Annotated in this window: 20 protein-coding genes; 9 read left to right on the forward strand and 11 right to left on the reverse strand. The window is 72.5% G+C overall.

The window, feature by feature from the left end; genetic code table 11:
* Window positions 1-231 precede the first annotated feature (231 nt).
* The 4 genes from AB0J39_RS04735 to AB0J39_RS04750 all read right to left on the reverse strand — a co-directional run bounded on the left by AB0J39_RS04735 (window position 232) and on the right by AB0J39_RS04750 (window position 4,827).
* The gene (locus tag AB0J39_RS04735) at window positions 232-1,848 is read right to left on the reverse strand and encodes a RyR domain-containing protein (protein ID WP_363461846.1); all 1,617 of its coding nucleotides are present in this window, start codon (window positions 1,846-1,848) and stop codon (window positions 232-234) included.
* Between the two features lie 422 nt (window positions 1,849-2,270).
* Window positions 2,271-3,296, reverse strand: coding sequence for an MFS transporter (locus tag AB0J39_RS04740; RefSeq protein ID WP_363461848.1), 1,026 nt, complete (start codon window positions 3,294-3,296; stop codon window positions 2,271-2,273).
* Window positions 3,293-3,805, reverse strand: coding sequence for a helix-turn-helix domain-containing protein (locus tag AB0J39_RS04745; protein ID WP_363461850.1), 513 nt, complete (start codon window positions 3,803-3,805; stop codon window positions 3,293-3,295). The genes AB0J39_RS04740 and AB0J39_RS04745 overlap by 4 nt, the downstream gene beginning before the upstream one ends.
* Before the next feature lie 56 nt (window positions 3,806-3,861).
* The gene (locus AB0J39_RS04750; protein WP_363461852.1) at window positions 3,862-4,827 is read right to left on the reverse strand and encodes a TIGR03885 family FMN-dependent LLM class oxidoreductase; all 966 of its coding nucleotides are present in this window, start codon (window positions 4,825-4,827) and stop codon (window positions 3,862-3,864) included.
* Window positions 4,828-5,123: 296 nt separating this feature from the next.
* Between AB0J39_RS04750 and AB0J39_RS04755 the strand changes: the two genes are divergently transcribed.
* The 4 genes from AB0J39_RS04755 to AB0J39_RS04770 all read left to right on the forward strand — a co-directional run bounded on the left by AB0J39_RS04755 (window position 5,124) and on the right by AB0J39_RS04770 (window position 9,279).
* Entirely contained in the window at window positions 5,124-5,372 is a 249-nt protein-coding gene (locus AB0J39_RS04755) for a hypothetical protein (protein WP_363461854.1), read from the forward strand.
* Window positions 5,373-5,550: 178 nt separating this feature from the next.
* A complete protein-coding gene (locus AB0J39_RS04760) occupies window positions 5,551-6,630 on the forward strand; it encodes a tetratricopeptide repeat protein (protein WP_363461856.1) in 1,080 nt (359 codons plus the stop codon).
* On the forward strand, window positions 6,627-7,748 hold the full coding sequence (locus tag AB0J39_RS04765; protein ID WP_363461858.1) for a SagB family peptide dehydrogenase: 1,122 nt from the start codon (window positions 6,627-6,629) through the stop codon (window positions 7,746-7,748). The genes AB0J39_RS04760 and AB0J39_RS04765 overlap by 4 nt, the downstream gene beginning before the upstream one ends.
* 283 nt (window positions 7,749-8,031) lie before the next feature.
* Window positions 8,032-9,279: a hypothetical protein gene (locus tag AB0J39_RS04770; RefSeq protein WP_363461860.1), complete on the forward strand. Its 1,248-nt coding sequence runs from the start codon at window positions 8,032-8,034 to the stop codon at window positions 9,277-9,279.
* Between the two features lie 45 nt (window positions 9,280-9,324).
* Here AB0J39_RS04770 and pntB read toward each other — a convergent pair whose 3' ends face one another.
* Together pntB and AB0J39_RS04780 are read right to left on the reverse strand one after the other, a co-directional pair.
* Entirely contained in the window at window positions 9,325-10,722 is a 1,398-nt protein-coding gene (gene pntB, locus AB0J39_RS04775) for a Re/Si-specific NAD(P)(+) transhydrogenase subunit beta (protein ID WP_363461862.1), read from the reverse strand.
* Between the two features lie 2 nt (window positions 10,723-10,724).
* Window positions 10,725-12,281 (reverse strand): Re/Si-specific NAD(P)(+) transhydrogenase subunit alpha, encoded by a 1,557-nt coding sequence (locus tag AB0J39_RS04780; protein WP_363461864.1) that lies wholly within the window; start codon window positions 12,279-12,281, stop codon window positions 10,725-10,727.
* A gap of 433 nt (window positions 12,282-12,714) precedes the next feature.
* Here AB0J39_RS04780 and AB0J39_RS04785 point away from each other — a divergent pair, with 433 nt between their 5' ends.
* The gene (locus AB0J39_RS04785) at window positions 12,715-13,443 is read left to right on the forward strand and encodes a class I SAM-dependent methyltransferase (protein WP_363461866.1); all 729 of its coding nucleotides are present in this window, start codon (window positions 12,715-12,717) and stop codon (window positions 13,441-13,443) included.
* Between the two features lie 9 nt (window positions 13,444-13,452).
* Here the strand turns inward: AB0J39_RS04785 and AB0J39_RS04790 are convergent, their stop codons facing one another.
* Window positions 13,453-13,656: a hypothetical protein gene (locus tag AB0J39_RS04790; RefSeq protein ID WP_363461868.1), complete on the reverse strand. Its 204-nt coding sequence runs from the start codon at window positions 13,654-13,656 to the stop codon at window positions 13,453-13,455.
* Window positions 13,657-13,763: 107 nt separating this feature from the next.
* Here AB0J39_RS04790 and AB0J39_RS04795 point away from each other — a divergent pair, with 107 nt between their 5' ends.
* Together AB0J39_RS04795 and AB0J39_RS04800 are read left to right on the forward strand one after the other, a co-directional pair.
* A complete protein-coding gene (locus tag AB0J39_RS04795) occupies window positions 13,764-14,375 on the forward strand; it encodes an FMN-binding negative transcriptional regulator (RefSeq protein WP_363461870.1) in 612 nt (203 codons plus the stop codon).
* A gap of 97 nt (window positions 14,376-14,472) precedes the next feature.
* Entirely contained in the window at window positions 14,473-15,564 is a 1,092-nt protein-coding gene (locus AB0J39_RS04800) for a winged helix DNA-binding domain-containing protein (RefSeq protein ID WP_363461872.1), read from the forward strand.
* A 194-nt stretch (window positions 15,565-15,758) separates the two neighbouring features.
* On the opposite strand, the gene AB0J39_RS04805 is transcribed toward AB0J39_RS04800, so the two are convergent.
* Window positions 15,759-16,571 carry an ABC transporter permease gene (locus tag AB0J39_RS04805; RefSeq protein ID WP_363461874.1) on the reverse strand — a complete coding sequence of 271 codons (813 nt, stop codon included), beginning with the start codon at window positions 16,569-16,571 and terminating at the stop codon, window positions 15,759-15,761.
* The gene (locus AB0J39_RS04810) at window positions 16,568-17,323 is read right to left on the reverse strand and encodes an ATP-binding cassette domain-containing protein (protein ID WP_363461876.1); all 756 of its coding nucleotides are present in this window, start codon (window positions 17,321-17,323) and stop codon (window positions 16,568-16,570) included. The genes AB0J39_RS04805 and AB0J39_RS04810 overlap by 4 nt, the downstream gene beginning before the upstream one ends.
* A gap of 163 nt (window positions 17,324-17,486) precedes the next feature.
* Here AB0J39_RS04810 and AB0J39_RS04815 point away from each other — a divergent pair, with 163 nt between their 5' ends.
* Window positions 17,487-18,665, forward strand: coding sequence for a histidine kinase (locus AB0J39_RS04815; RefSeq protein WP_363461878.1), 1,179 nt, complete (start codon window positions 17,487-17,489; stop codon window positions 18,663-18,665).
* Window positions 18,640-19,287 (forward strand): response regulator transcription factor, encoded by a 648-nt coding sequence (locus AB0J39_RS04820; protein WP_363461880.1) that lies wholly within the window; start codon window positions 18,640-18,642, stop codon window positions 19,285-19,287. Before AB0J39_RS04815 ends, AB0J39_RS04820 begins: the two co-directional genes overlap by 26 nt.
* A 102-nt stretch (window positions 19,288-19,389) precedes the next feature.
* On the opposite strand, the gene AB0J39_RS04825 is transcribed toward AB0J39_RS04820, so the two are convergent.
* Entirely contained in the window at window positions 19,390-20,364 is a 975-nt protein-coding gene (locus AB0J39_RS04825) for a metallophosphoesterase (RefSeq protein ID WP_363461882.1), read from the reverse strand.
* A gap of 92 nt (window positions 20,365-20,456) precedes the next feature.
* Window positions 20,457-21,440, reverse strand: a complete 984-nt coding sequence (locus AB0J39_RS04830; protein ID WP_363461884.1) for an aldo/keto reductase — start codon at window positions 21,438-21,440, stop codon at window positions 20,457-20,459.
* Window positions 21,441-21,449: the final 9 nt, after the last annotated feature.

Here is a 21,449-nt window from a genome sequence, read left to right on the forward strand (position 1 = left end):
GTCTCGTCGAGGCTGTGACCAGCGACGATGTGCGACCCCGCGCAAGCCGCGACGGCAGGATGCCGTCCTTCGCCCCGGTGAAGACGAGCGTGGTCGGCTCCGTCAACTGTCCGGCAGCGGCGGCTCGCCGGCCGGGTGCCGCCATCTGCCGGACGGTGGTGTGCCGCGCCCGCGATCTACGGCGGCGCTAGATCGTGCCCTGGCGAAATCGGTTCGGGGCGGTCGCAGACGTCATCGCAGTGGGGAGAGGCGGACTATCTCGAGGCCGCAGTGGGCGAGCACCTCGCCCATCTCGCGTATCACGGCACGGTCCTTGTCCTTCTCCTCCTCCGGCAGTCTCTCCCACGGAACCAGGCTCGGGTGGTGCTTGGCCTCGTCGTCCCGTTGCTCGTCCCACGTCCATCCCTGCGCCGTGCGCTCGGCCATCCACCGCTCGTGCTCCCGCTCGGCGAGCGTCTCGAACAGAGGGTCGTCGCCCAGCTCGACCCCGGTGCCGGTGCGGGGCGCCACCGTACAGCCGGCGGCGGCGAGCTTGTTGCCTATGTCCCGCGCTTGGGCTCGGTTGGCCTGCCTGTAGTCCTCGGCGAGGTCCTCCCACGGAACCATCGCCGGGGCGCTGCCCATGGCGTTGCCCTTCTTCAGCTCGTGCTGCAGATAGTTGTGATGGATCAGTTGCGCCAGACGCTCGTAGATGTCCTCGTGGATCCGCTCTGCTCTGCCCGCGTCGGCACCGACGACGAATTCGCCCACGCAGACAGGCTGCAGCCGACCCTCGACGTCGTCAAGCAGGCTGCCCGCATCGCCGCCGAGCACGCCGGCGAGACCGCTCAGGCGGTCCAGGCGTACGACGACCGAACGCTCCCCGCCCCGCCACAGGCCGGGCATGGTGAGCGCCGCCCGCACCGCCTCCTCCTCGGCCTCGTGGCACAGGTACACGCGATGGGGAGCGGGCACGGCCGGTGTGTCGAACACCGAGGCGAGGCCGGCGACCGGTCTCAGCTCGCACGTTTCCGCGACGGCCACCCAGCGCCGCCGCAGATCCTTCGCGACGGCCTCGGCGTCGCGATCCACGAGGAACACGACGAGCTTTTCGTCCGCGCGCGCCGATACCTGCCACATCCGTGCCAGCTCGACGACGATCGCCTGCCCGAACGGCCCGAGCCCCACGACGACGACGAGGGGCTCGCCGCCGCGGAACGAGCCGGCCTCCTGCCGGACCAGTTCCCGGGCGGCGAGCTCGTCGATGTTGAAGAAGTCGGCGCCGGTGACCGGCTGACTCAGGTGGCGGGCGCGCAGCGCGAGCGCGTACGTGGGGTCGCTGACGTGCGCGTACACGTTCAGGTCGCCGGCCTTCTTCGTGCGCGCCTGTTGCCGTGCGGTCGCCGCGACCAACACGTTGACGCTGCTGTCGTCGCGGTCGTCGGCGCAGGCGTAGACGAACCTGGCACCGGCGATGCCCGCGTCGCGCAACGATTCGGCGTCCCCGGCGGTGGCGCGCAGCACCAGCCCGTTGCGGCGCAGCCCGTTCTCCATGGCGTCGGCGATCGGCGTCTCACCGACGACGATCGTGTGCCCGGTCACGCGCCGCTGCCGCAGGCGCCGCCACTCGCTCGCGAACACCGCCCGGCCCGCCTCGAACAGGGCGTAGATGGTAGCGGCCGGCGCGAGGAACCGGGCCACCTGCAGCGGCCAGGGAAACGGTCCCGGGTTGTCGAGTGGTGCCGCGCCCAGGACGAAGAGCTGCAGATCGTAGTAGGCGATATCCCAGAAGCTCCGGCCGAGGTCGTAGGACGCGGTGTGCGAATACGACTCCAGGCCCCAGAATCCGAGTATGACGGCGAGGACCACCGTCGCTACGAACCCGATTCGGGCCGCCGATAATGCCCGTTCTCGGACGCTCTTCGTAAATGGCGTCGTCCTCGGCATGCTGCTCCTCATCCCTCGCGCCCGGCCGCGACCCGCATTCGGTAAGGGCTGGCCGGGGAATATGGCGCAACTCGATCCTGATCTGTTTTCATGTCGGCCGCCCATGAGGTGGCAAAGGTGTTCAGGGCGGCCTTCGTGCGGTTCACCCAGTGTGCGGGGCTCTTCCCCGTCGGGTCCAGGGTCGTGATCGCAATTCAGGCGTTTCGGATGTGCCCCACTGATAGAAACGGCCGGATCTCACCGACGGCGCGATCTCCGCTCCCGGAACGGGAAAGCCGGGCGTTATGCATGCGGGGCAACCAATTGATCGAGCTCGCAACCCGCGACGGCAGGACCGCCTCGCTCTACCGCGTCGAGGGGAAGTCGCGTAGCGGACGGAATGGGCCGAGCAGCAGGATGGCGACCGAGAAGAGCTGGCCGACAGCCATCAGCATCAGGGTCTCGCGTACGCCTACCGCATCGCCCAGCATGCCGCCGAGCAGCCCGCCGAGGGGGACGGCGCCGTAGTTGAGCGCCGACGTGCTCGCGGTGATCCTGCCGAACAGTTCGGCCGGGCAGTAGCGCTGGCGGAAGGTGCTGGTCAGGATGTTGGAGGCCACGATGCCCAGGCCGGTGCCGAAGCCCGCGGCGGCGAAGAGCGCCAGGCCCACGCCGCCGCTGCCGATCGGCCCGAGCAGAGCCATCGGCGCGGCGACCGCCTCGCACAGCAGGAATCCCCGTGCCGTTCCGAATCGTGTGGCCACCCTGCCCGCGAGCGCGGCGCCGAACAGGCCGCCGGAGCTCGCCAGCGCCAGCACGAGGCCCACCTGGCCTGCTCCCGCGTGGAGATCCCGGGTGAGGAACACGACCTGAATCGACGCGTAGCCCATCAGGGCGATGTTCGACACCGCGCTGAAGACGGTGAGGGCGCGCAGGTACGGGTCGTGCACGACGAAACGCAACCCGTCGCCGATCTCGGCACGCAGTCGCCGCTTCGCCGCCCTCTCCCGGCGGGTCTCGCGTGCCCACCGAACGCAGGCACAGCACGGCGATCGCGAGACTGACCGCGTCGGCCAGCACACCGCTGACCGCGCCGAACCATTGCGCGAGCAGCCCCGCCAGCCCGGGACCGGCGATCCGTGCCGCCGATTCGCTGCCCCGGAGCTTGGCGTTGCGCCGGCGGGCAGTCCGACCAGCAGCCACGGCAGCCAGGCGGCCGCGGTCAGCAGCCCGACGGCGAGTGGGCTCGCGTGCAGCGAAACCACGGCGACCAGCGGAAGCGCGACACCGGCGACGGAACTGCCGAGCATGCTTGTGGTCTCGCCGATCCACAACAACCGGAAGTCGCGGGTCCTCGACAGTCCACCCCACGCGACCGGCGTCGTGGTCACGGCCGGCCCGGCACGGCGCGGGCGGTCAGGAAGACGAGCCTGCGCTCCTGCCCGTCGTCCGGGATCTCCCGGTCGGCCAGCGAGGCGAGCAGGTCGAAGATCTTGTCTTCCAGCTCGGCGAGCTCGGCGGCCGACAGCATCGCCCAGTGGTCGGTCGTGAAGGCCGCCCGCCGCCACGGCTCCGGGTAGCCGTCGCGCTCGGCGAACCACTGCCGGACGAGGGTGGTCTGCCGCTCCAGGACGAGCGATTCCGCCGCCGCGGCCACGGGGTCGTCGGGGAAGTCCGACGCCGACCGGCTGAGGACGTCCGGAGACCTGCGCCACCAGCGTTCCCGGCGGTCACGCGCGAGCTCGGGCACCTCCGCGACGAGTTCGCTCGCCGCCAGGACCTTGAGGTGATGGCTGATGTTGCCGACGGCCTGCCCGGTCTTGCCGGCCAGCACCGACGCCGTCGAGGGGCCGTCCACCCGGAGGATGTCGAGCAGCCGCCGGCGCAGCGGATGGGACATGGCTGGGCGGCCGAGGCGTGTGGCGTCTCAACGGGCGGCGCCGGGGCGTCGCGATCTCACTCGTTGTGGCGCAAGTGGGGCAGGACCTTGGCGCCGAAGGTCTCGATGAACGGCAACAGGTCCTGGCCCACGTGGTGCAGGTAGACGCGGTCGAATCCCAGGGCCGCGTAACCGCGCAGCCAGTCGATGTGCCGGTCGAGGTCGGAGGAGACGTTGACCACGGAGCGCACCTGGTCCACGGTCACGTGCTCGGAGACGACGTCGAAATGCTCCACCAGCTCCAGGTCCCAGCTGACCGGCGGACCGAAGACGTTGCTGCGCCACTGGTCGTGGGCGATCGCCTCCGCCTCTTCCTCCGTCGGCGCCCAGCTCAGGTGAACCTGCAGGCAGACCGGGCCGCGTCCGCCCGCCTCCCGGTACGCCGCGATCATCTTCCGGAGGTGGTCCTCGGGGGCGTTGACCGTGATCAGGCCGTCCGCCCACTCCGCGCACCGGGCCGCCGTACCGGTGCTCACCGCCGCGCCGATCAGCGGGGGCGGTGTCTCGGGACGGGTCCACAGCCGGGCGCGGTCCACGGTCACCAGGCCGTCACGGGTGACGTCCTTGCCGTCGAGCAGGTCGCGGATCACGTCCACGCACTCGAGCAGGCGGGCGTCGCGGATCTCCTTGCGCGGCCACGGTCCGCCGGTGATGTGCTCGTTGCTGAATTCGCCGCTGCCCAGCGCGGCCCAGAACCGGCCGGGGAACATCGCGCCGAGGGTTCCGATCGCCTGGGCGACGATCGCCGGGTGGTAGCGCTGCCCGGGCGCGGTCACGACGCCGAAAGTGAGTCCGGTGGCCTGCAGGGCGGCGCCGAGCCAGGACCAGGCGAAGGCGGACTGGCCCTGCCGCTCGCTCCAGGGGGAGAAGTGGTCGGAGCACATGGCGGTGCCGAAACCGGCGCGCTCGGCGGCGATCATCGCGGTCAGGAGATCGGCGGGCGGGATCTGCTCGTGGGAGGCGTGGATTCCATACTCCGTCATGCGAGACGCGGCTACCCAGCGAAGCGACAGCCAACCCCGGCCCCTGCTCGGTACAGCCGAACCGACGCCGTCTCCGGCGGCGGGCTCGCCGTTTCCCCTTGTCATCGCACGGGGTCATGGGCGTATGACCAGAACTCCGATGATTTCGCCGCAGACTGGATATGGCCCGATGATCTTCGCTCTTGGGATCGTACGTGCGTCAGAGCCTGAGCAGCGGGTGCTGCCATGGTGATCCCCGCTCCGGTGACGAGGTCGTACGACCGCTGTCACGGGAGCCCGCGAAAGGAGCGACACCCATGTCCCAGAGCACACCGGATGTATTCGAGGCGCACGAGGACGCTTACGCCACGCCGGACGCCGCGCTGAACCTCAACCACAACGAGAGCGCGGTGTTCGAGGTCCGCGAGGACGCCTACGGCACGCCGGACGCCGCGCTGACCTACAACCACAACGAGAGCGCGGTGTTCGAGGTCCGCGAGGACGGCTACAGCACGCCGGACGCCGCGCTGACCTACAACCACAACGAGATCCTCGTCGAGGCGTGAGGCCGTGACGGGCCCGGCACACGCGCGTCCGCGTGATGCTCCCGGCCCGTCGTGACGTGGTGTGCGTCCGCCCCGGGGCTCCGGTGAGCCCGGGGGCGGACGCCGGTGGCAGCGGAACGCGGGGGACACCCGGGGGCCCAACCACCCCCGGTGTGGCGAGGTGGTTCGGGAGGCGTTGGTGAGTGGCAGGACGGATCCCGGTTCCGTCGCGGGGCGGCCGTCGGCGGAGGAACTGCTGCGGCACGGCGTGCGGCGACGCGGCGAGAACGCCTTCACGGAGGCGGAGCGCGCCCTGCGGGCCGCCGTGGACAAGGCTCGGCGCGACGACCAGGTACGGCACGACGATCAGGTACGGCACGACGATCAGGCCCGGCGTGACGACGGCCTGATGGCGGTACGGATCCGCGCCCAAGTCGAGTTGGCGACCCTATGGCGCATGCGCGGCGACTACCGCAGGGCCGGGCTGCTGTTCGCCCTGACTCTCCCCGCCGCGGAGCGGACCTTCGGCCCTCGATCGGTGGAGGTGGCCGCGCTCTGCAACGAGTGGGGCGTGCTGGGCAAGTACACGGGCCGCTTCCGGCAGGCCGAGGCCCTGTACCGGCGCGCTCTCGAGATCCTGGAGGAGACGCGCGGCCCCGAGCACGAGGACGTGGCCACGGTCTGTCACAACCTGGGCGGGCTCGCCCACGCGCGCGGCGACCACGAGGCAGGGGAGCCCTGGGCCCGGCGTGCGACGCGGGTGCGGGCCCGGCTCCTCGGCGAGCGGCATCCAAGGGTGGCCGCGGACCTCGCCGCCTGGGCCGCGCTCGTGGACGGCTGCGGGCGCCCCGCCGAGGCCGAGGCGCTGCTCCGGAAGGCCCTGGCCGTCAGCGAGGCGGCGTACGGCCCGGAACACCACGACGTCGCCGCCGCGCTGCACAACCTCGCCGCCCTGGCACACCGGCGGGGAGACCTGGACGAGGCGCGGGCCCGCTACACGCGCGCACTGGCCGTCAAGGACGCGGTTCTGGGACCGGGACATCCGGAGTCGGCCATCACCCTGATCAACCTCGGCGCACTGCACCGCGCCCGCCGCCGGCCCGACCAGGCCGAGGCCTGCTACGGGCGGGCGGTCGAGGCGCTGCGGCGGGCGGCGCCGGACCATCCGCACCTGACGGCGGCCCGCCGCGGTCTGGCGGCCGCCCGCGCCGAACTGCCGCCCGCGGACGTGGAGCCGCGTCGGCGGACCGCTCCCACCCGAGAAGAGACGCCATCGTGAACGTCCGCCTGTCCGCCTGCGGCGCCCTGCTCTGGGACGCCGGCCAGCTGGTCTGGGACGACTACCTCGACCATCGCCAGTTCGCCCTCGCCGACGGGGTCGAGCGGGTGCTGCGCTGGTTCACCGGCTTCCGCCCGCTCGACTCCGTACGGGAGATGGCGGACGATCCCGGCGAGGCCGCCCACTGGCACGAAGTCGCCACCGTCCTGGCGGACAACGACGTCCTGATCTCCGAGAACGGGCCGCGCCATCGGCGCGAACAGGCCATCGAACAGGCCTGGCGGCCGTGGGGTCCCCTGGCCCGTGCCTACCACTTCTCCAGTCGTTCCCACGCGGGCACCGCCATGCGCACCGCCGAGCAGGACAACGAGGAGCTCGAAGCCAAGGTCCTCACCGACCCGCCGCCACCGGCGTTCTGGTCCCTGCCCGCCGTCTCCCGCCACGCGCTGCCCGACGCCGACCCCGGCGTCTGGCGTCATCGCGACCTGATCGACGTGCTGCACCGGCGCCGCAGCCGCCGCTTCTTCGGTGGCACGGCGCTGCCGCTGGACGTCGTGGCCGCCCTGCTCAAGACCGCCGCCGGACCTCTGCCGCGGGCCGACGGCCCCCTGACTCAGGCCGGCGTCACCCTGGACCCCGGCGGCGTGCTGACCGACTCCTGGCAACGGGTGTTCAAGACCAGCCCGTCCGGCGGCGCCCGCCATCCCACCGAGGTCTACCTCTACGCCCGCGATGTCGAAGGCCTCGCCCCGGGCGCCTATCACTACGCCGCGGCCGACCACAGCCTCGAATACCTCGGCCGCCGTCTCGACGACGAGCGGCTCGTGGCCGCGGTCGGCGACCAGGACTGGGTCGCCGGCGCCGGAGCGCTGATCTTCTACACCAGCGTGATCGCCCGCAACCAGTGGAAGTACACCTTCCCCCGTGTCTACAGGGCTCTGCTGATGGACGTCGGTCATCTCAGCCAGACCGTCTACCTGCTGGCCACCGCGGCCGGCCTGCACATCACGTTCACCGCGGCCCTCCGCGACCAACTCGTCGAAGAGCTCCTCGGGTGCGATCCCACCGGGCATCTGGTCATCGGCACCTCCGTCATCGGCACCGCCCCCGCCCGCTGACCGGTACCCCCTGTCCGGGATGCCCGGCGGGCGCTGCAACTTTCATGCGAGGCGCCGGTCGCTCCGCCTCGTGGCGGCGTGACCCCGCAGGTCAGTGCGCGGCGCGCTCGCGGGGGCGGTCGCCGGGCGGGCCGCGGCCTGGCGCCGCTCCTGCCGCTCTTGACACCATCCCTGGGTCACGGGGGTGGCCGCCGTCCGCCCGTACGGGCAGTGGCCCCTGCCGGCAGGCAGGAGGGCGCACGGCGGGGGCGGGCGGGTGCGCGAGGAGAGGGGAGGGCGTCAGGTGACGGCTGCCGTCCAGGAGTCCGGCCACGACCCCGAGCGCGGGGAGCGGACCGGGCCGGATGAGAAGGCCCCCGTCCAGGAACCCCGGCAACCTCCCGAACCCGGAAGAGCCCCTGCGTCCGGGGAATCCCCGGAGCCGCTGCGGAAGAGCGCCACGGTCCGGGACGCGCTGCTGCTGTGGGTGGGCACGCGGGCGGGCCTGCTCCTCCTGGCGCTCTACGGCGCACTGATCGTGTCCGGCCAGAGCCACGCCCCGCTGCTGGAGCGGTGGAAACACTGGGACGTCGGCCTGTTCCGGAAGATCGCGGAGTTCGGGTACGACGGCGATCCGCACCTGGAGCCCGACCCCGGGCTGCCGGCCATCTTCCCCGGCATGCCGCTGGCGATGCGCCTGGTGCATCTGGTGGCCGGCGACTGGATCCTGGCCGGGCTGGTCATCTCGTTCGTGGCAGGCGCGGTGGCCGTGGTGGCGCTGGCCCGGCTCGCCGACGCCGAGGGGCCCGCCGGCGCGGGCCGCTGGGCCGTCCTGGCGCTGCTGTTGTGCCCGCCCGCCGTCTTCCTGTTCGCCGGCTACTCCGAGGCGCTGTTCCTCGCCTTCGCGCTGCCCGCCTGGCTGGCGGCCCGCCGCCGTGCCTGGCCGCTGGCCTGTGCCCTGGCCGCCGGGGCGTCCTGCGTACGTATCACCGGCCTGTTCCTGGCCGTCGCGCTGATCGTCGAGTTCGTCGTGAGCCGCATCCGGAGGGACGGCTGGGCGGGCTGGCGGCGGGGAGCCTGGCTGGCGTTGCCGTTCGCGCCGCTCCTCGCGTACGCCGCCTACCAGCACTCCCGCACCGGTGACTGGCTGGCCTGGAACAACGCGCAGCAGACCGGATGGGGCCGGAAACCGGTCTGGCCCTGGGAGGCGTTCCGCACCACCTGGGACTCGACCGGCGGTGACGAAGGGTTCGGGCCGATGTTCCGGCTCGAGATCGCGGCGGCGATCGTCGGGGTGCTGCTGCTCGTCTGGCTGCTCGTCGCCCGCCGCTGGGCCGAGTTCGTCTACGTCGGGCTCCAACTGGGCGCGCTGGTCACCTCCACGTTCTACATGTCGATCCCCAGGTCGGCGCTGCTGTGGTGGCCGCTGTGGGTGCTCATCGGCCGGGCGGCCGCCCGGCACCGATCGGTGATCATCGTCTACGCCACCGTGATCGGGCCGCTCATGGTGGCGATGACGTTCTCGTTCCTCAACAGCTCCTGGACCGGCTGAGCCGCCCGGCCGGGCGGACCGCGGAGGAGGCCCGGGGGCGGGGCGTCAGAGAGCGGCGACGATCTCCTCGACGCGTTGCCTGGCGTCGCCGAAGAGCATGCTGGTGTTGTCGCGGAAGAACAGGGGGTTCTGCACCCCGGCGTACCCCGTGGCCATCGACCGCTTGAAGACGACGACGTTGTCCGCCTCCCACACACGCAGGACGGGCATCCCGGCGATGGGGCTGTCCGGGTCCTCGACGGCCGCGGGATTGACGGTGTCGTTGGCGCCGATGACGAGGACGACCGACGTGGTGGCGAAGTCGTCGTTGATCTCGTCCATCTCGAGGACGATGTCGTACGGCACCTTGGCCTCGGCGAGCAGCACGTTCATGTGCCCCGGCAGGCGACCGGCGACCGGGTGGATGCCGAACCGCACCTCGACGCCGCGCTCCCGCAGCCTGCGGGTGAGCTCGGCGACGGGGTACTGCGCCTGCGCGACCGCCATGCCGTACCCGGGAGTGATGACGACGGACTTGGCCTCCTTCAGCAGTCCGGCGGTGTCGACGGCGGTGATCTCCCTGTGCTCGCCGTAGTCGCGGTCGCCGGCGGGCCCCGCCTCGATGCCGAACCCCCCGGCTATCACGGAGATGAACGACCGGTTCATCGCCTGGCACATCACGTACGACAGGTAGGCGCCGGACGAGCCGACGAGGGCGCCGGTGACGATCAGCAGGTTGTTGTCGAGCAGGAACCCGGACGCCGCGGCCGCCCAGCCCGAGTAGCTGTTGAGCATCGAGACGACGACGGGCATGTCCCCGCCGCCGATGGAGGCGACCAGGTGCCAGCCGAGCAGCAGCGCCACGACCGTCAGCGCGAGGAGGATCCCGAGGCCGGGGGAGGCGACGAAGACCACGGTCAGGACCGCGAACGCCGCGAGCGCGCCCACGTTCAGGGCGTTCTTGCCCGGCAGCATCATCGGGCGGGAGTCGATCCGGGCCGACAGCTTGAGGAACGCGACGACCGACCCGGTGAAGGTGAGCGCCCCGATGAACACGCCGATGGACACCTCGGCGTGGTGGATGCCGAGCAGCGAGCCGGGGAGCCGGGTGCCGCCGTTCTCGACCTCCAGGAAGCCGTTCCAGCCGACCATGACGGCGGCGAGGCCGACGAAGCTGTGCAGGATGGCGATGAGTTCCGGCATGGCGGTCATCTCGACGATCCGGGCCCGCCAGAGCCCGACGGCGCCGCCGATCGCCATGGCGGCCGCGAGCAGGATCACCGCGAGCGTGCCGCTGCCGTCGGCGGCGAGGACGACCGTCGCGGCCAGCGCGATGACCATGCCGGAGATGCCCAGGACGACGCCGGAGCGGGCGGTCTCGTGCTTGGACAGGCCGGCGAGGCTGAGGATGAACAGGAGGGCGGCGACGATGTAGGCGGCCTGCGCGGCCGTGGCGAGGGTCACGGTCAGCTCCTCGTGAACATGCCGAGCATGCGACGGGTCACGGCGAAGCCGCCGACGATGTTGACGCTCGCCAGCAGGATGGCGACGAACGACAGGACGGCGACGACCGTGCCGCCCTGCCCGATCTGGAGCAGCGCGCCGACGACGATGATTCCGGAGATGGCGTTGGTGATCGACATCAGCGGCGTGTGCAGCGCGTGGTGCACGTTGCCGATGACGTAGTAGCCGATCACGATCGCCAGGACGAAGACGGTGACGTGCTCGATCAGCGCGTTCGGCGAGAACGCGGTCAGGACGAACAGCGCGGCGGCGACCGCGGCGGTGACCAGATGACGTCGTCGTCCGGGCGACGGGGCCGGCGGGCTCGCGGCGGGAGCCGGCGGCGTCCCCCGCGCCGGGGCGGGGGCGGCGGGGGCCGCGCTCACCGGCACGGGCGGCGGGGGCCAGGTCTTCTCGCCGTCCCGGACGACGGTCATCGCGCGCTGCACGACGTCGTCGAAGTCCAGCACGAGCCGGCCGTCCTCGCCGGGGGTGAGCAGCTTCATCAGGTTGACGACGTTGGTGCCGTAGAGCTGCGAGGCCTGCGCCGGCAGCCGTCCCGCGAGGTCGGTGTAGCCGATGATGGTCACGCCGTTCCCGGTGACGACCGCCTCCCCGGGACGGGTGCCCTCGACGTTCCCGCCCTGCGCGGCGGCCATGTCGACGACGACGCTGCCCGGGCGCATGCGCGCCACGTGCTCGGCTGTGAGCAGCCGGGGGGCGGGACGCCCGGGGATCAGGGCGGTGGTGATGACGATGTCCACGTCGGCGGCCTGCTCGGCGTACATCTCGGCGGCGCGGCGGTCGTAGTCGCGCGAGGTCTGCCTGGCGTACCCGTCCGCGCTCGACTCCTGCGCGACCCCGACGTCCAGGAACTCCGCGCCCAGCGAGCGCACCTGCTCGGCGACCTCGGGACGGGGGTCGGTCGCCCGTACGATCGCGCCCAGGCTGGCCGCCGTGGCGACGGCCGCCAGCCCCGCCACGCCCGCGCCGGCCACCAGGACCTTGGCCGGGGGGACCTTCCCCGCCGCGGTCACCTGACCGGTGAAGAGCCGCCCGAACGCGTGCGCGGCCTCGATGACCGCGCGGTAACCGGCGATGTTCGCCATCGAGCTCAGCACGTCGAGCGCCTGGGCCCGGGAGACGCGCGGCACGGCGTCCATCGCGAGGACGGTGATCGGCCGTCGTGCGAGCGCGTCCACCAGGCCGGCGTCGGCCGCCGGGCCGATCAGCGAGATGAGCGTGGCGCCCTCGCGCAGCGCCGGGATCTCGTCCCCCGCAGGGGCGTTCACCTTGAGCACGACATCGGCGCCCCACGTCTCCTCGCGGTCGCCGATCCGTGCCCCGGCCCGGGCGTACGCGTCGTCGGTGAAGCCCGACCGCCGCCCGGCGCCCGATTCGACGATCACCTCGTAGCCGAGCGAGACCAACTGCGGGACGGTGGCCGGGGTGGCCGCCACCCGTGTCTCGCCCGGCGCCGATTCGGCGACCACGCCCAGGCGTTGTGCTGAGTGAATCATCACGGTCCTTCCTGTCGGACGGGTCGTCGGGTTGGCCGACCCTGCGGTGGCCGCCGTCCTCCGCTCACTCGTGGGTCGCGGTGGCACGGACGGCACGCCTCGCGCCGCCGTCGAGGCGGCGGTGAAAGGGATGCGATTCGATGCGACTGGCGAGGAAATTGTCCCGACTTCTCGGTCTGCGGATCAAGGCGTGCCCGCCGGCGGTTCGTCGCCCGGTGATGCCTGATCGGCATGAACCGAGCCGCGTACGCGGTTCCGGCGCCGGGCGTCGTGCCCCGGCGTCCCGCGCGTGTCGCGAAGACGGCCCGCTCAGGCGTTTCCCGGCAGCTGCACGTTTCATCCCATTCACCGCCGCCCCGGCACGTGTCACCGGAATGCCGGCGCGCGAACAAAGCAGATGCGGGCGCTGCGTCCTGCTTGCCAGGATGGCGCGGTGGATCGACAACTGCTCAGCGCCATCGCCCATCGTGAGCATCCCATCGCCGCGCCCGTCTCCGAAGCTTCCCTCGATCGGCTGCTACGCCGCGCGGCGCTGCCGGAGGAGGCCCGCATCCTCGACCTGGGCTGCGGCGAGGGCGAGTGGTCGCTCCGGGCGCTCGAACTCCACCCGTCCGCGCGGGCCGACGGCGTCGACATCTCGCCGCACGCCGTGGCGTCCGCGAACGAGGCGGCCGTGCGGCGAGGGCTGGCCGACCGGCTGACGCTGCACACGACGCCGGCCGACGCCTTCACCGCCACCCAGCCGTACGACCTCGGGCTGTGTGTGGGGTCGACGCACGCCTTCGGCGGGCTGACGGAGACGATGGAGGCGCTCGCCCGGTTCGTACGGCCCGGCGGCCTCGCGCTCGTGGGCGAGGGGTACTGGGAACGGTCTCCCGCACCCGAGGTCCTCGAAGCGATCGGCGACTACCCGGATCTCGCGGGCACGGTGGAGGCCGCCGAGTCCAAGGGGTGGCTGACCGTCTACGCCCACGTGAGCGACCCGGCTGAGTGGGACGAGTACGAGTGGTCGTGGACCGGAACGCTGGCGCGCTGGGCCGCGGACAACCCCGGCCCCGACGGTGACCAGGCGCTCGCCGTGATGCGGGAGCACCGCGACATGTGGCTCGACGGCTACCGGGGCGCCCTCGGTTTCGTCACCCTGCTCCTGCGGCGTGTGTGAGCGCCGGCCTCAGCCGTCGACGCCGCGGTTCAGGTCCCTCATGTACCGGCCGATCCGCGGCAGCCTGCGGGCCGTCTCGTTCCAGTCGTAGACGTGCCATTCCTCGCCCCTCGGTTGCGGCGCGCACGACGGGTCGTGGCCGCGTGCCCGGTAAGCCGCGTAGAGCCCGTCGGCGTCCGCACCGGTCGCCTGCTCCCATGCGTCGTCGGGCACGGATTCCAGCCACTCGAAATCGGGCCACTCATCGTTGCTCCACGCCGAGTCGTGCAGTACTTGGAACCCTTCTGTAGAGAATGGACGGCTCTGCGTACAGTAAGGATGTGCTCATCCATCCCTGGGACTCCGCCGCCGACGAGGAGGCGCTGGCCTTCGTCCGCGCGAACGAGTTCGGCCACCTCGTCGCGTCCGGACGTGACCGTGACGTGCCCGTGGTCGTGCCCACGCAGTTCCTCCTCGCCGACGCGTCCACGATCCTGCTGCACCTCGCCCGGCCGAACCCGATCTGGTCGGCGATCGAGGAGAACCCGGCCGTGGTCATGTCGGTGGCCGGCGACTGGGCGTACGTCGAGGGGGCCTGGAAGGCGCTGCCGGGCACCGGCGAGGATCCCCGGCTCGGCATCCCCACGACGTACTACGCGGCCGTCCAGCTGGTCTGCCACGCCGAGATCGTCGACGACCCCGACGGGAAGCTCGGCATCCTGCGGGCCCAGCTCGCGCGGCTGGACCACGATCTCGCCGACCCCGCCGAGCACCACCGGCGCCTGCCGGGCATCCGCGGCCTGCGGCTGGCGATCCAGAAGGTCAACGGCAAGTTCAAGTACGGCGGGAACGTGGACGAGGCTCACCGCCGGTATGTCGCGGAACGTCTCGCGGAGCGGGGCGGCCCGGGCGACCGCGCCGTCCGAGACCACCTGCTGCGCCGGCTCGGGTGACCGTCCCCTGGGCCTGAGCGGGTCGCGCGGCGGCGAGCGGCGCGACCGTGCGTCTCGCGATGCGCGGCTTGTCGTACCCGGGGTGTAGAAGTGTGACGTGGCTGCTGAGACGACGTGGGCGCAGGTGCTGGCCTGGAGGCTGAGACGGCAGTTCGTCGAGCCCACGAGCGGTGACGACGCGGTGGCGATCGCGCGGCGTCTGTGCGGGGTGCAGGCCCAGGTCGCCTCGTCGGCGGCGCTGGCGGTCGCCGTACGGCACGCGAGCCCGCGCCCCGGAGAGATCGAGGACGCCCTGTGGCGTGACCGCACGCTGGTCAAGACCTGGACGATGCGCGGCACGCTCCACCTCCTTCCCGCCGACGGGTTCCCCGCCTACCGTGCGGCCCTCGGGTCGCTCAGGTTCTGGGAGAAGGCCGCCTGGCAGCGTGGCCACGGAGTGTCCGCCGGGGAGATCGAGGCCGTCGTGGAGGCCGTTCCGCGCGCGTTGTCCGGCCGGGTGCTGACCCGCGAGGAGCTGGTCGAGGCGGTCATCGAGGTGACCGGGGACGGCCACCTCAGACAGGCCCTCACGTCCGGCTGGGGCGCGCTGCTCAAGCCGCTCAGCTTCCTCGGCGAGCTGTGCTACGGCCCGCCGCGGGACGGCAGGGTCACGTTCACCGCACCGGCCGACTGGCTGCCGGGCGGGGGAGAGGCGCTCTCGGCGGAGGAAGGGGGAGTGCGCGTGCTCCGCGCCTTCCTCGGCGCCCACGGCCCGGCCACTCCCCGGATGTTCGACGCCTGGCTGTTCCGCGGCGCCACGCCGAAGGCCGTCCTGCGCGGCTGGTTCCGGGATCTGGAGCCCGAGCTGGCGCAGGTCGAGGTGGAGGGCATGCCCGCCGTGCTGCCCGCGGAGCTTCTGGACGACCTGCTGTCCTGCCCGCCGTCCGAGGACGTGCATCTGCTGCCCGGCTTCGACCAGTTCATCCTGGGTGCTCCGCGTGACCTGGAACCGCTCCTGCCGAAGGCCGCGCGGCCCAAGGTGAGCCGGACGGCCGGATGGATCTCGCCCGTGGTCATCCACCGGGGTCGGGTGGCGGGCGTGTGGGAGGCCAAGGAAGGGCGTCCGCTCGTGGAGCTGTTCGAGCCGGTGCCGGAGCGCCTCCTGGCAGCGGAGACCGACCGCGTCGCCACGCTCCTCGATCGGCTCTAGAGGCACGCGTCACCGGTACCCGGCCTCGCGGGGCCGGGCGCGCACCTCGTCACCCGTGCCGGCCATGGGGCCGGCGCACCTCGTCACCCGTGCCGAATTTGCGGGGCCGGGCGCGCACCTTTGTCACCCGTGCCCGCCTCTCTGCGGGCCGGCGCACGTCGCCGGCCCGGCCCCCGTCGCGGGCGTGCGCGGGGTCAGGTCACCTCCCTGCGGAGCACGCGGACCAGGCCGGCGGCCATGGGGAGGACGATCCAGAAGGCCGCCGACGCCGCGAGCCTGGCGCCCTCGCTCCAGGTCATGTCGCCGCTCACCAGGGGAGCGCAGGTGGTGTTGAGGTCGAGCCACTCCGCGAGCCCCGCGCCGACCGAGCCGAGCCGGCCGACGACGGCCCACAGGACCGGCGTCGACAGGCTGATCACGATCGCGGCGGGCGCGTTGAGAAGCAGCGTGCCGAGGGCGAGGCCCTGCGCGGCCACGAGCACGTTCACCCCGGTCCAGCCGAGCAGCCAGATCGGCTGGACTCCCCAATCGGCGGGAATGTTCCTGACCTCGGCCACGACGGCCGTGATCGGCACCGCGACCAGCATGGCGAACAGCGAGAGCGCCACCGCCGCGAGCAGGGGCGGCAGGCACTTGGCGGCGAGGACGCGATGGCGGCGTGGTTCGAGCACGAAGGTGGTCAGCGCCGTGCGATGCGCCCACTCGCCGGTCATGGTGAGGATGGCGAGCACCGGGAGCAGAGTGCCGAGGGCGATGCCGGCGGTGCCCACCAGCGTCTGCGACTTCGGCCCGACGACGACGCCACGCGCGGCGATCGACGCGATCACCAGCCCGAGCATGACCATCGCGATGATCTTGCCGCTGCGGGTGTCGGCGAGCTTGCGCGCCTCGACGACGAGCAGTCGGTGGAACGGGATCGGTGTGGTCGCGGTCATCATGCCGTCCTTGGTGCGGGGGCTCGGCGCTGCCTTCGCGATGTCGTTCGGGTGGTGCGTGGCGCGGGTCATGCGGCACCCCGGTTCGCATCGGTCGTTCGGGACGTGCCGGCGCCCGCGCTTCGGTCCGCGTGCGCGGTCAGGTCGAGGAAGGTCTCTTCGAGGCCGCGGCCCCGGCTCAGCTCGCCGACCGTGCCCTGGGCGAGCACGCGGCCGCGGCCGATCATCACGATGCGGTCCGCCACCTGCTCCACCTCGTGCAGCAGGTGCGAACTGAGCAGAACGGAGCATCCGGCGTCCGCGAGGTCGCGCAGCAGGCGGCGCATCCAGTGGATGCCCTGGGGGTCGAGGCCGTTGGCGGGCTCGTCCAGGACGAGCACCTCGGGGGCGCCGAGCAGGGCGTGCGCGATGCCGAGCCGCTGCCGCATCCCGAGTGAGTAGCCGCCGACCGCCCGCCGGCTCTCCCGCTCGGTGAGTCCAACAAGGTCGAGCACCTCGCCGACCCGCGCCCGCGGCAGCCCGAGAGTCATCGCGCCGAGCGTCAGGACCTCCCTGCCGGTGCGGCCCGGGTGCTGGGCGCCGGCGTCGAGCAGGGTGCCGACCCGCAGGCCCGGGCAGGCCATCTCGGCGTACGGCCGGCCGAGCACGGCCGCCGAACCGGAGGAGGGGCGGGCGAGCCCCACCAGGATGCGCAGGGCCGTCGACTTCCCGGCGCCGTTGGGCCCGAGGAAGCCGGTGACGCTCCCGGCCCCGACGGTGAAGGTCACGTCGTCGAGCGCCTTCACCTTTCCGTAGATCTTGCTGACGTGGTTGAACTCGATCACGCCGTCCAGTCCACCGCGAGCGCGGGTGACGCCGCATCGGGCCGGGGTCCACGGCGAATCGACGCTCGGCAGTCCCTTCCGCCCGCAAGCGATACCCGAGGCTGTCCACAGGTCGACCCAGGTCGCTAAAACCCGGTCGCGGTGGTCCCTAAGCTGTGGGGCTGTGCACGGCCCACCCGACTACCAGCCGCCCCTGGACAGGCGGGGTGCCGTGCTGCGCTACCTGTGCGCCGCGGTGCCGATGATTTTTCACGGCACGGTGCTGGCCTGGCTCGTCCTGCACGACGGCGACCGCCTCCCGCAGGCGCTGTTCGACACGGGGCTCGGCCTGATCGGGCTGGTCCTGATCCGGTGGCGGAGGCGGTGGCCGTGGCAGATCGCGCTGGCGACCGCTCTGCTCACCACGTTCTCGGCCACGGCGAGTGGCCCCGCGTATGTCGCGTACGTCTCCCTGGTGACCCATCGCCGATGGAGCCGGACGATCCCGGTCGCGCTCGTGTCCGTGGTGTGCCTGCTGGCCGGTGCCGCATGGGGCGGCGTCGACCAGGCCGCGGTCGTCTCCTCGGTGACGGGGCTGACGATTCTCGGCGGGCTGACCGTGTTCGGCCTCTACCTGCGCGGGCGCCGCGACCTGGAGATGTCCCTGCGGGAGCGGGCGCGGGCCGCCGAGCGTGAGCAGCGTCAGCGGATCGACCAGGCGCGGCTGGCGGAACGGGTGAAGATCGCCCAGGAGATGCACGACGTGCTCGCGCACCGGATCTCCCTGCTGGCGATGCTGGCCGGCGGCCTGGCCTACCGGACGGACCTCGGGCCGGAGCAGACGCGCGAGGCCGCGCTGGCCATCCAGGAGAACGCGCACCAGTCGCTCAACGAGTTGCGCACGGTGCTGCGCACGCTCCGCGACGACGGCGCCGTGGAGGCGCCGCAGCCCGATCTGGCCCATCTGGACGCGTTGTTCGGCGAGGTCCGCGCGGCCGGTCAGCGGGTCGACGTGGACGACGGCATCGACGGCCGGGAGTCGCTGCCCGCGCAGACGGGCCGGCACGCGTACCGGATCGTGCAGGAGGCGCTGACCAACGCGCGCAAGCACGCGCCGGGTGCCCGGGTCACCGCCGAGCTCGGCGGACGGCCGGGGGAGGAGCTGCGGATCCGGGTGACGAACCCCGCCCGCCCCGGCTCGGCCCCCGGTCCGGGGGGAAGGCTGGGCCTGGTGGGCCTGGCGGAGCGGACGAGGATGGCCGGCGGCACCCTCAGCCACACGATCCAGGACGGGCGTTTCATCCTTGATGTCCGATTGCCATGGGAGGCTGTGGATCGTGACCCGGCTGGTGATAGTGGATGACGACGCGATGGTGCGGACCGGGCTGCGTCTCATCCTCGGCGGCGAGCCCGACCTCGACATCGTCGGCGAGGCCGAGGACGGGCTGCGCGCCATGGACGTGATCCGCGACCTGCGCCCCGACGTGGTGCTGCTGGACATCCGGATGCCCAACCAGGACGGGCTGGTCACCACCGAGCTGTTGCGGGCGCGGCCGAGCCCGCCGCGGATCCTCGTGCTCACCACGTTCGACGCCGACGACATGGTGCTGCGGGCTCTGCGGCTCGGCGCCGACGGCTTCCTGCTCAAGGACACCCCGCCGCCGCGGATGATCGAGGCGGTCCGCGCCGTGGCGAAGGGCGAGCCCGTGCTGTCGCCGAGCGTCGCCCGGCAGGTGATCGCCGCGGCGACCGGCGGGTCCGGGCCGGCCCTCCCGCAGGCGCGGGAGGAACTGGCCCGGCTCACCGAGCGGGAGCTGGAAGTCGCGGTCGAGGTGGCGCACGGCAGGTCGAACGCGGAGATCGCCGAGCGCCTCTACATGAGCGTCGCCACCGTGAAGGCGAACATCACCAGGATCTTCGCCAAGCTCGGCACCGACAACCGGGTCCGGGTGGCGATGAAGGTGCGCGACGCCGGTCTCCTGTGAGCGCGGTCCCCGGACACGCCTCGCCATCCCCGGACACGCCTCGCCATCCCCGGGCGCGTCGCGCCATCCGCTGGACGCGACTGCGCCCAGGAAGGGCGGAGGTCAGGCCCCGGGCACCGTCCGGGGTCGCCAGGAGAAGACGGACGGCGTCCTGGGGTCGGCCGTGACCCGCAGCCACTGGCTCGCCGTGGAGCCGAAGGTCTCCAGCCGGGTCAGGTTCGGCACCCCGGCATACCCGGGTTCGACCTCGTAGACGTGCTCGTCGCCGTGCACGAGCAGCACCGGCTTGCCGTACGCGCGGGCCTGGGCGACGACGCGGGCGCGGATGTCGGCGAAGCCGGGGCTCTGCACGGGCTCGGCCTGCATCATGAGCAGGACGCCGGGCGCGTGGGTGCGGCGTGCCCGCTCGAACGTCGCGTCGATCCAGTCCAGCGCCGCGCTCCTGCGTGCCTCGAACTCCGCCGTGCGCAGGGCGGGACGGTCCCCGCCGGGGAGCTCGGACCAGGGCTGCAGGTCGTTCTCGCTGCCCACGACGTGGACGGTGGAGAACACGACGCGCCCCTTGGTGAACAGCACGTTCTCCCGGTAGTCGCGGTGGCGCCGGTCCGCGGCCTGCGACAGCACCGGCATCGGGTGACGGCCGAGCGTGCGGCCGGCCACCGGGTAGAACACGCGGCGGACCGCGTCGAGGCGCTCGGTGGGCAGGTAGCCGCCCGCGGCGGTGCGGTGGCAGTCGGTCCACTCGTTGTCGCCCGGCGTCAGCACGAATGGGGCGGCGAAGGTGCCGAACAGCGCGGCGAGGTCGGCGAAGCGGGCGTCGTCGCAGGTGCTCGAGCCGTTCTTCACGTCACCCGCGTGCAGCACGAACCGTACGCCGGTGTCGGAGTTGATCGCGTCGACCAGGGCGGGGAACCGGGCACGCTGGTCGTCGCCGTACGGCGTGTCGCCGATCAGGGCGAAGGTCACCGCCGGCCCCTTGCCGGAGCCCGCCGGTGCGGGGGCGGCCAGTGCGGGGGCCGGGATCACGGCGGCGAGCGACGCGGCGAGAGCGGCCGCCGCGAGGAGGGTTTTGCGCATGGAACAGTCTTCGCCGACCCGGACCACGGCGCGATGACGGCAGGCCGGCTCCTGGCGGAACCCTGACCGACAACCGGGAGCCGGGCGGGCGATCAGTCCAGCCAGGCGGCGGGAGAGGGCAGGTGCCGGTCGAGCTCGTCCCACAGACCCGTTGGGATCGGGGTGGCGGCGAGGCGCAGCGTCTCCTCGATCCGCTCCGGTTCCGAGACGCCGACGATGGTGGACGCGATCCTGGGGTCGCGCAGCGAGAACTGCAGCGCGGCGGCGGCGAGGGGCACACCGTGTGCGTCGCACACCCTCCGCATGGCGCGGACCGCGTCCCGGACGGGCTCGCCGGTGTCCCGGTAGGCGTAGCGGGGCTGGGCGTCGGGTCCCTTGACCAGCATCCCGCCGCCGTACGGCGCGCCGTTGACGAAGGCGACGCCGCGATCGCGGGCCTCGTCGAGCAGCGGGCCGGCCTCGCGGTTCACCAGCGTCCACCGGTTGTGGCTGATCACGGCGTCGAACACGCCGGTCGCGACGTACCTGCGCAGCAGGCCGACCGGGCCGCCCGCGATGCCGATGTTGCCCGCGACGCCGGCGTCCCTCAGCGCGACCAGCGCCTCCACCGCCCCGCCGGGGGCCATGGCCTCCTCGAACGTGATGTGGAACTCGGGGTCGTGCAGGTACAGCAGCGGCACGTGGCCGACGCCGAGCCGTTCCAGACTCTCCTCGGCCGACCGGCGCACGCGCTCGCCGGAGAAGTCGCCGGTGCCGGGGTCCGCGTCGACCTTGGTGGCGAGGACGAACCCGGCGGGGACGCCGCCGCGGTGGCGGACCACGGCGCCGATGCGCCGTTCGGCGCTGCCGCCGCCGTAGTTGTTCGAGGTGTCGAGGAAGTTGAAGGGCCCGTCGAACACGGCCTCCACGGTGGCCCGCGCGCGTTCCTCGCCGACCGCGTACCCGTACAGTCCCGGCATGCTGGCCAGGGGACTGGTGCCGACGCATATCGGCGTCACCGCCAGGCCGGTACGCCCGAACGGCCGGCGCAGCGCCGGGTCCGGGACCGTCGGATCGTCGCGGGCGTCGAGGGGCATCCGGGTGCG

Source organism: Microbispora sp. NPDC049633 (genome assembly GCF_040675265.1).
Lineage (GTDB): Bacteria > Actinomycetota > Actinomycetes > Streptosporangiales > Streptosporangiaceae > Microbispora > Microbispora maris.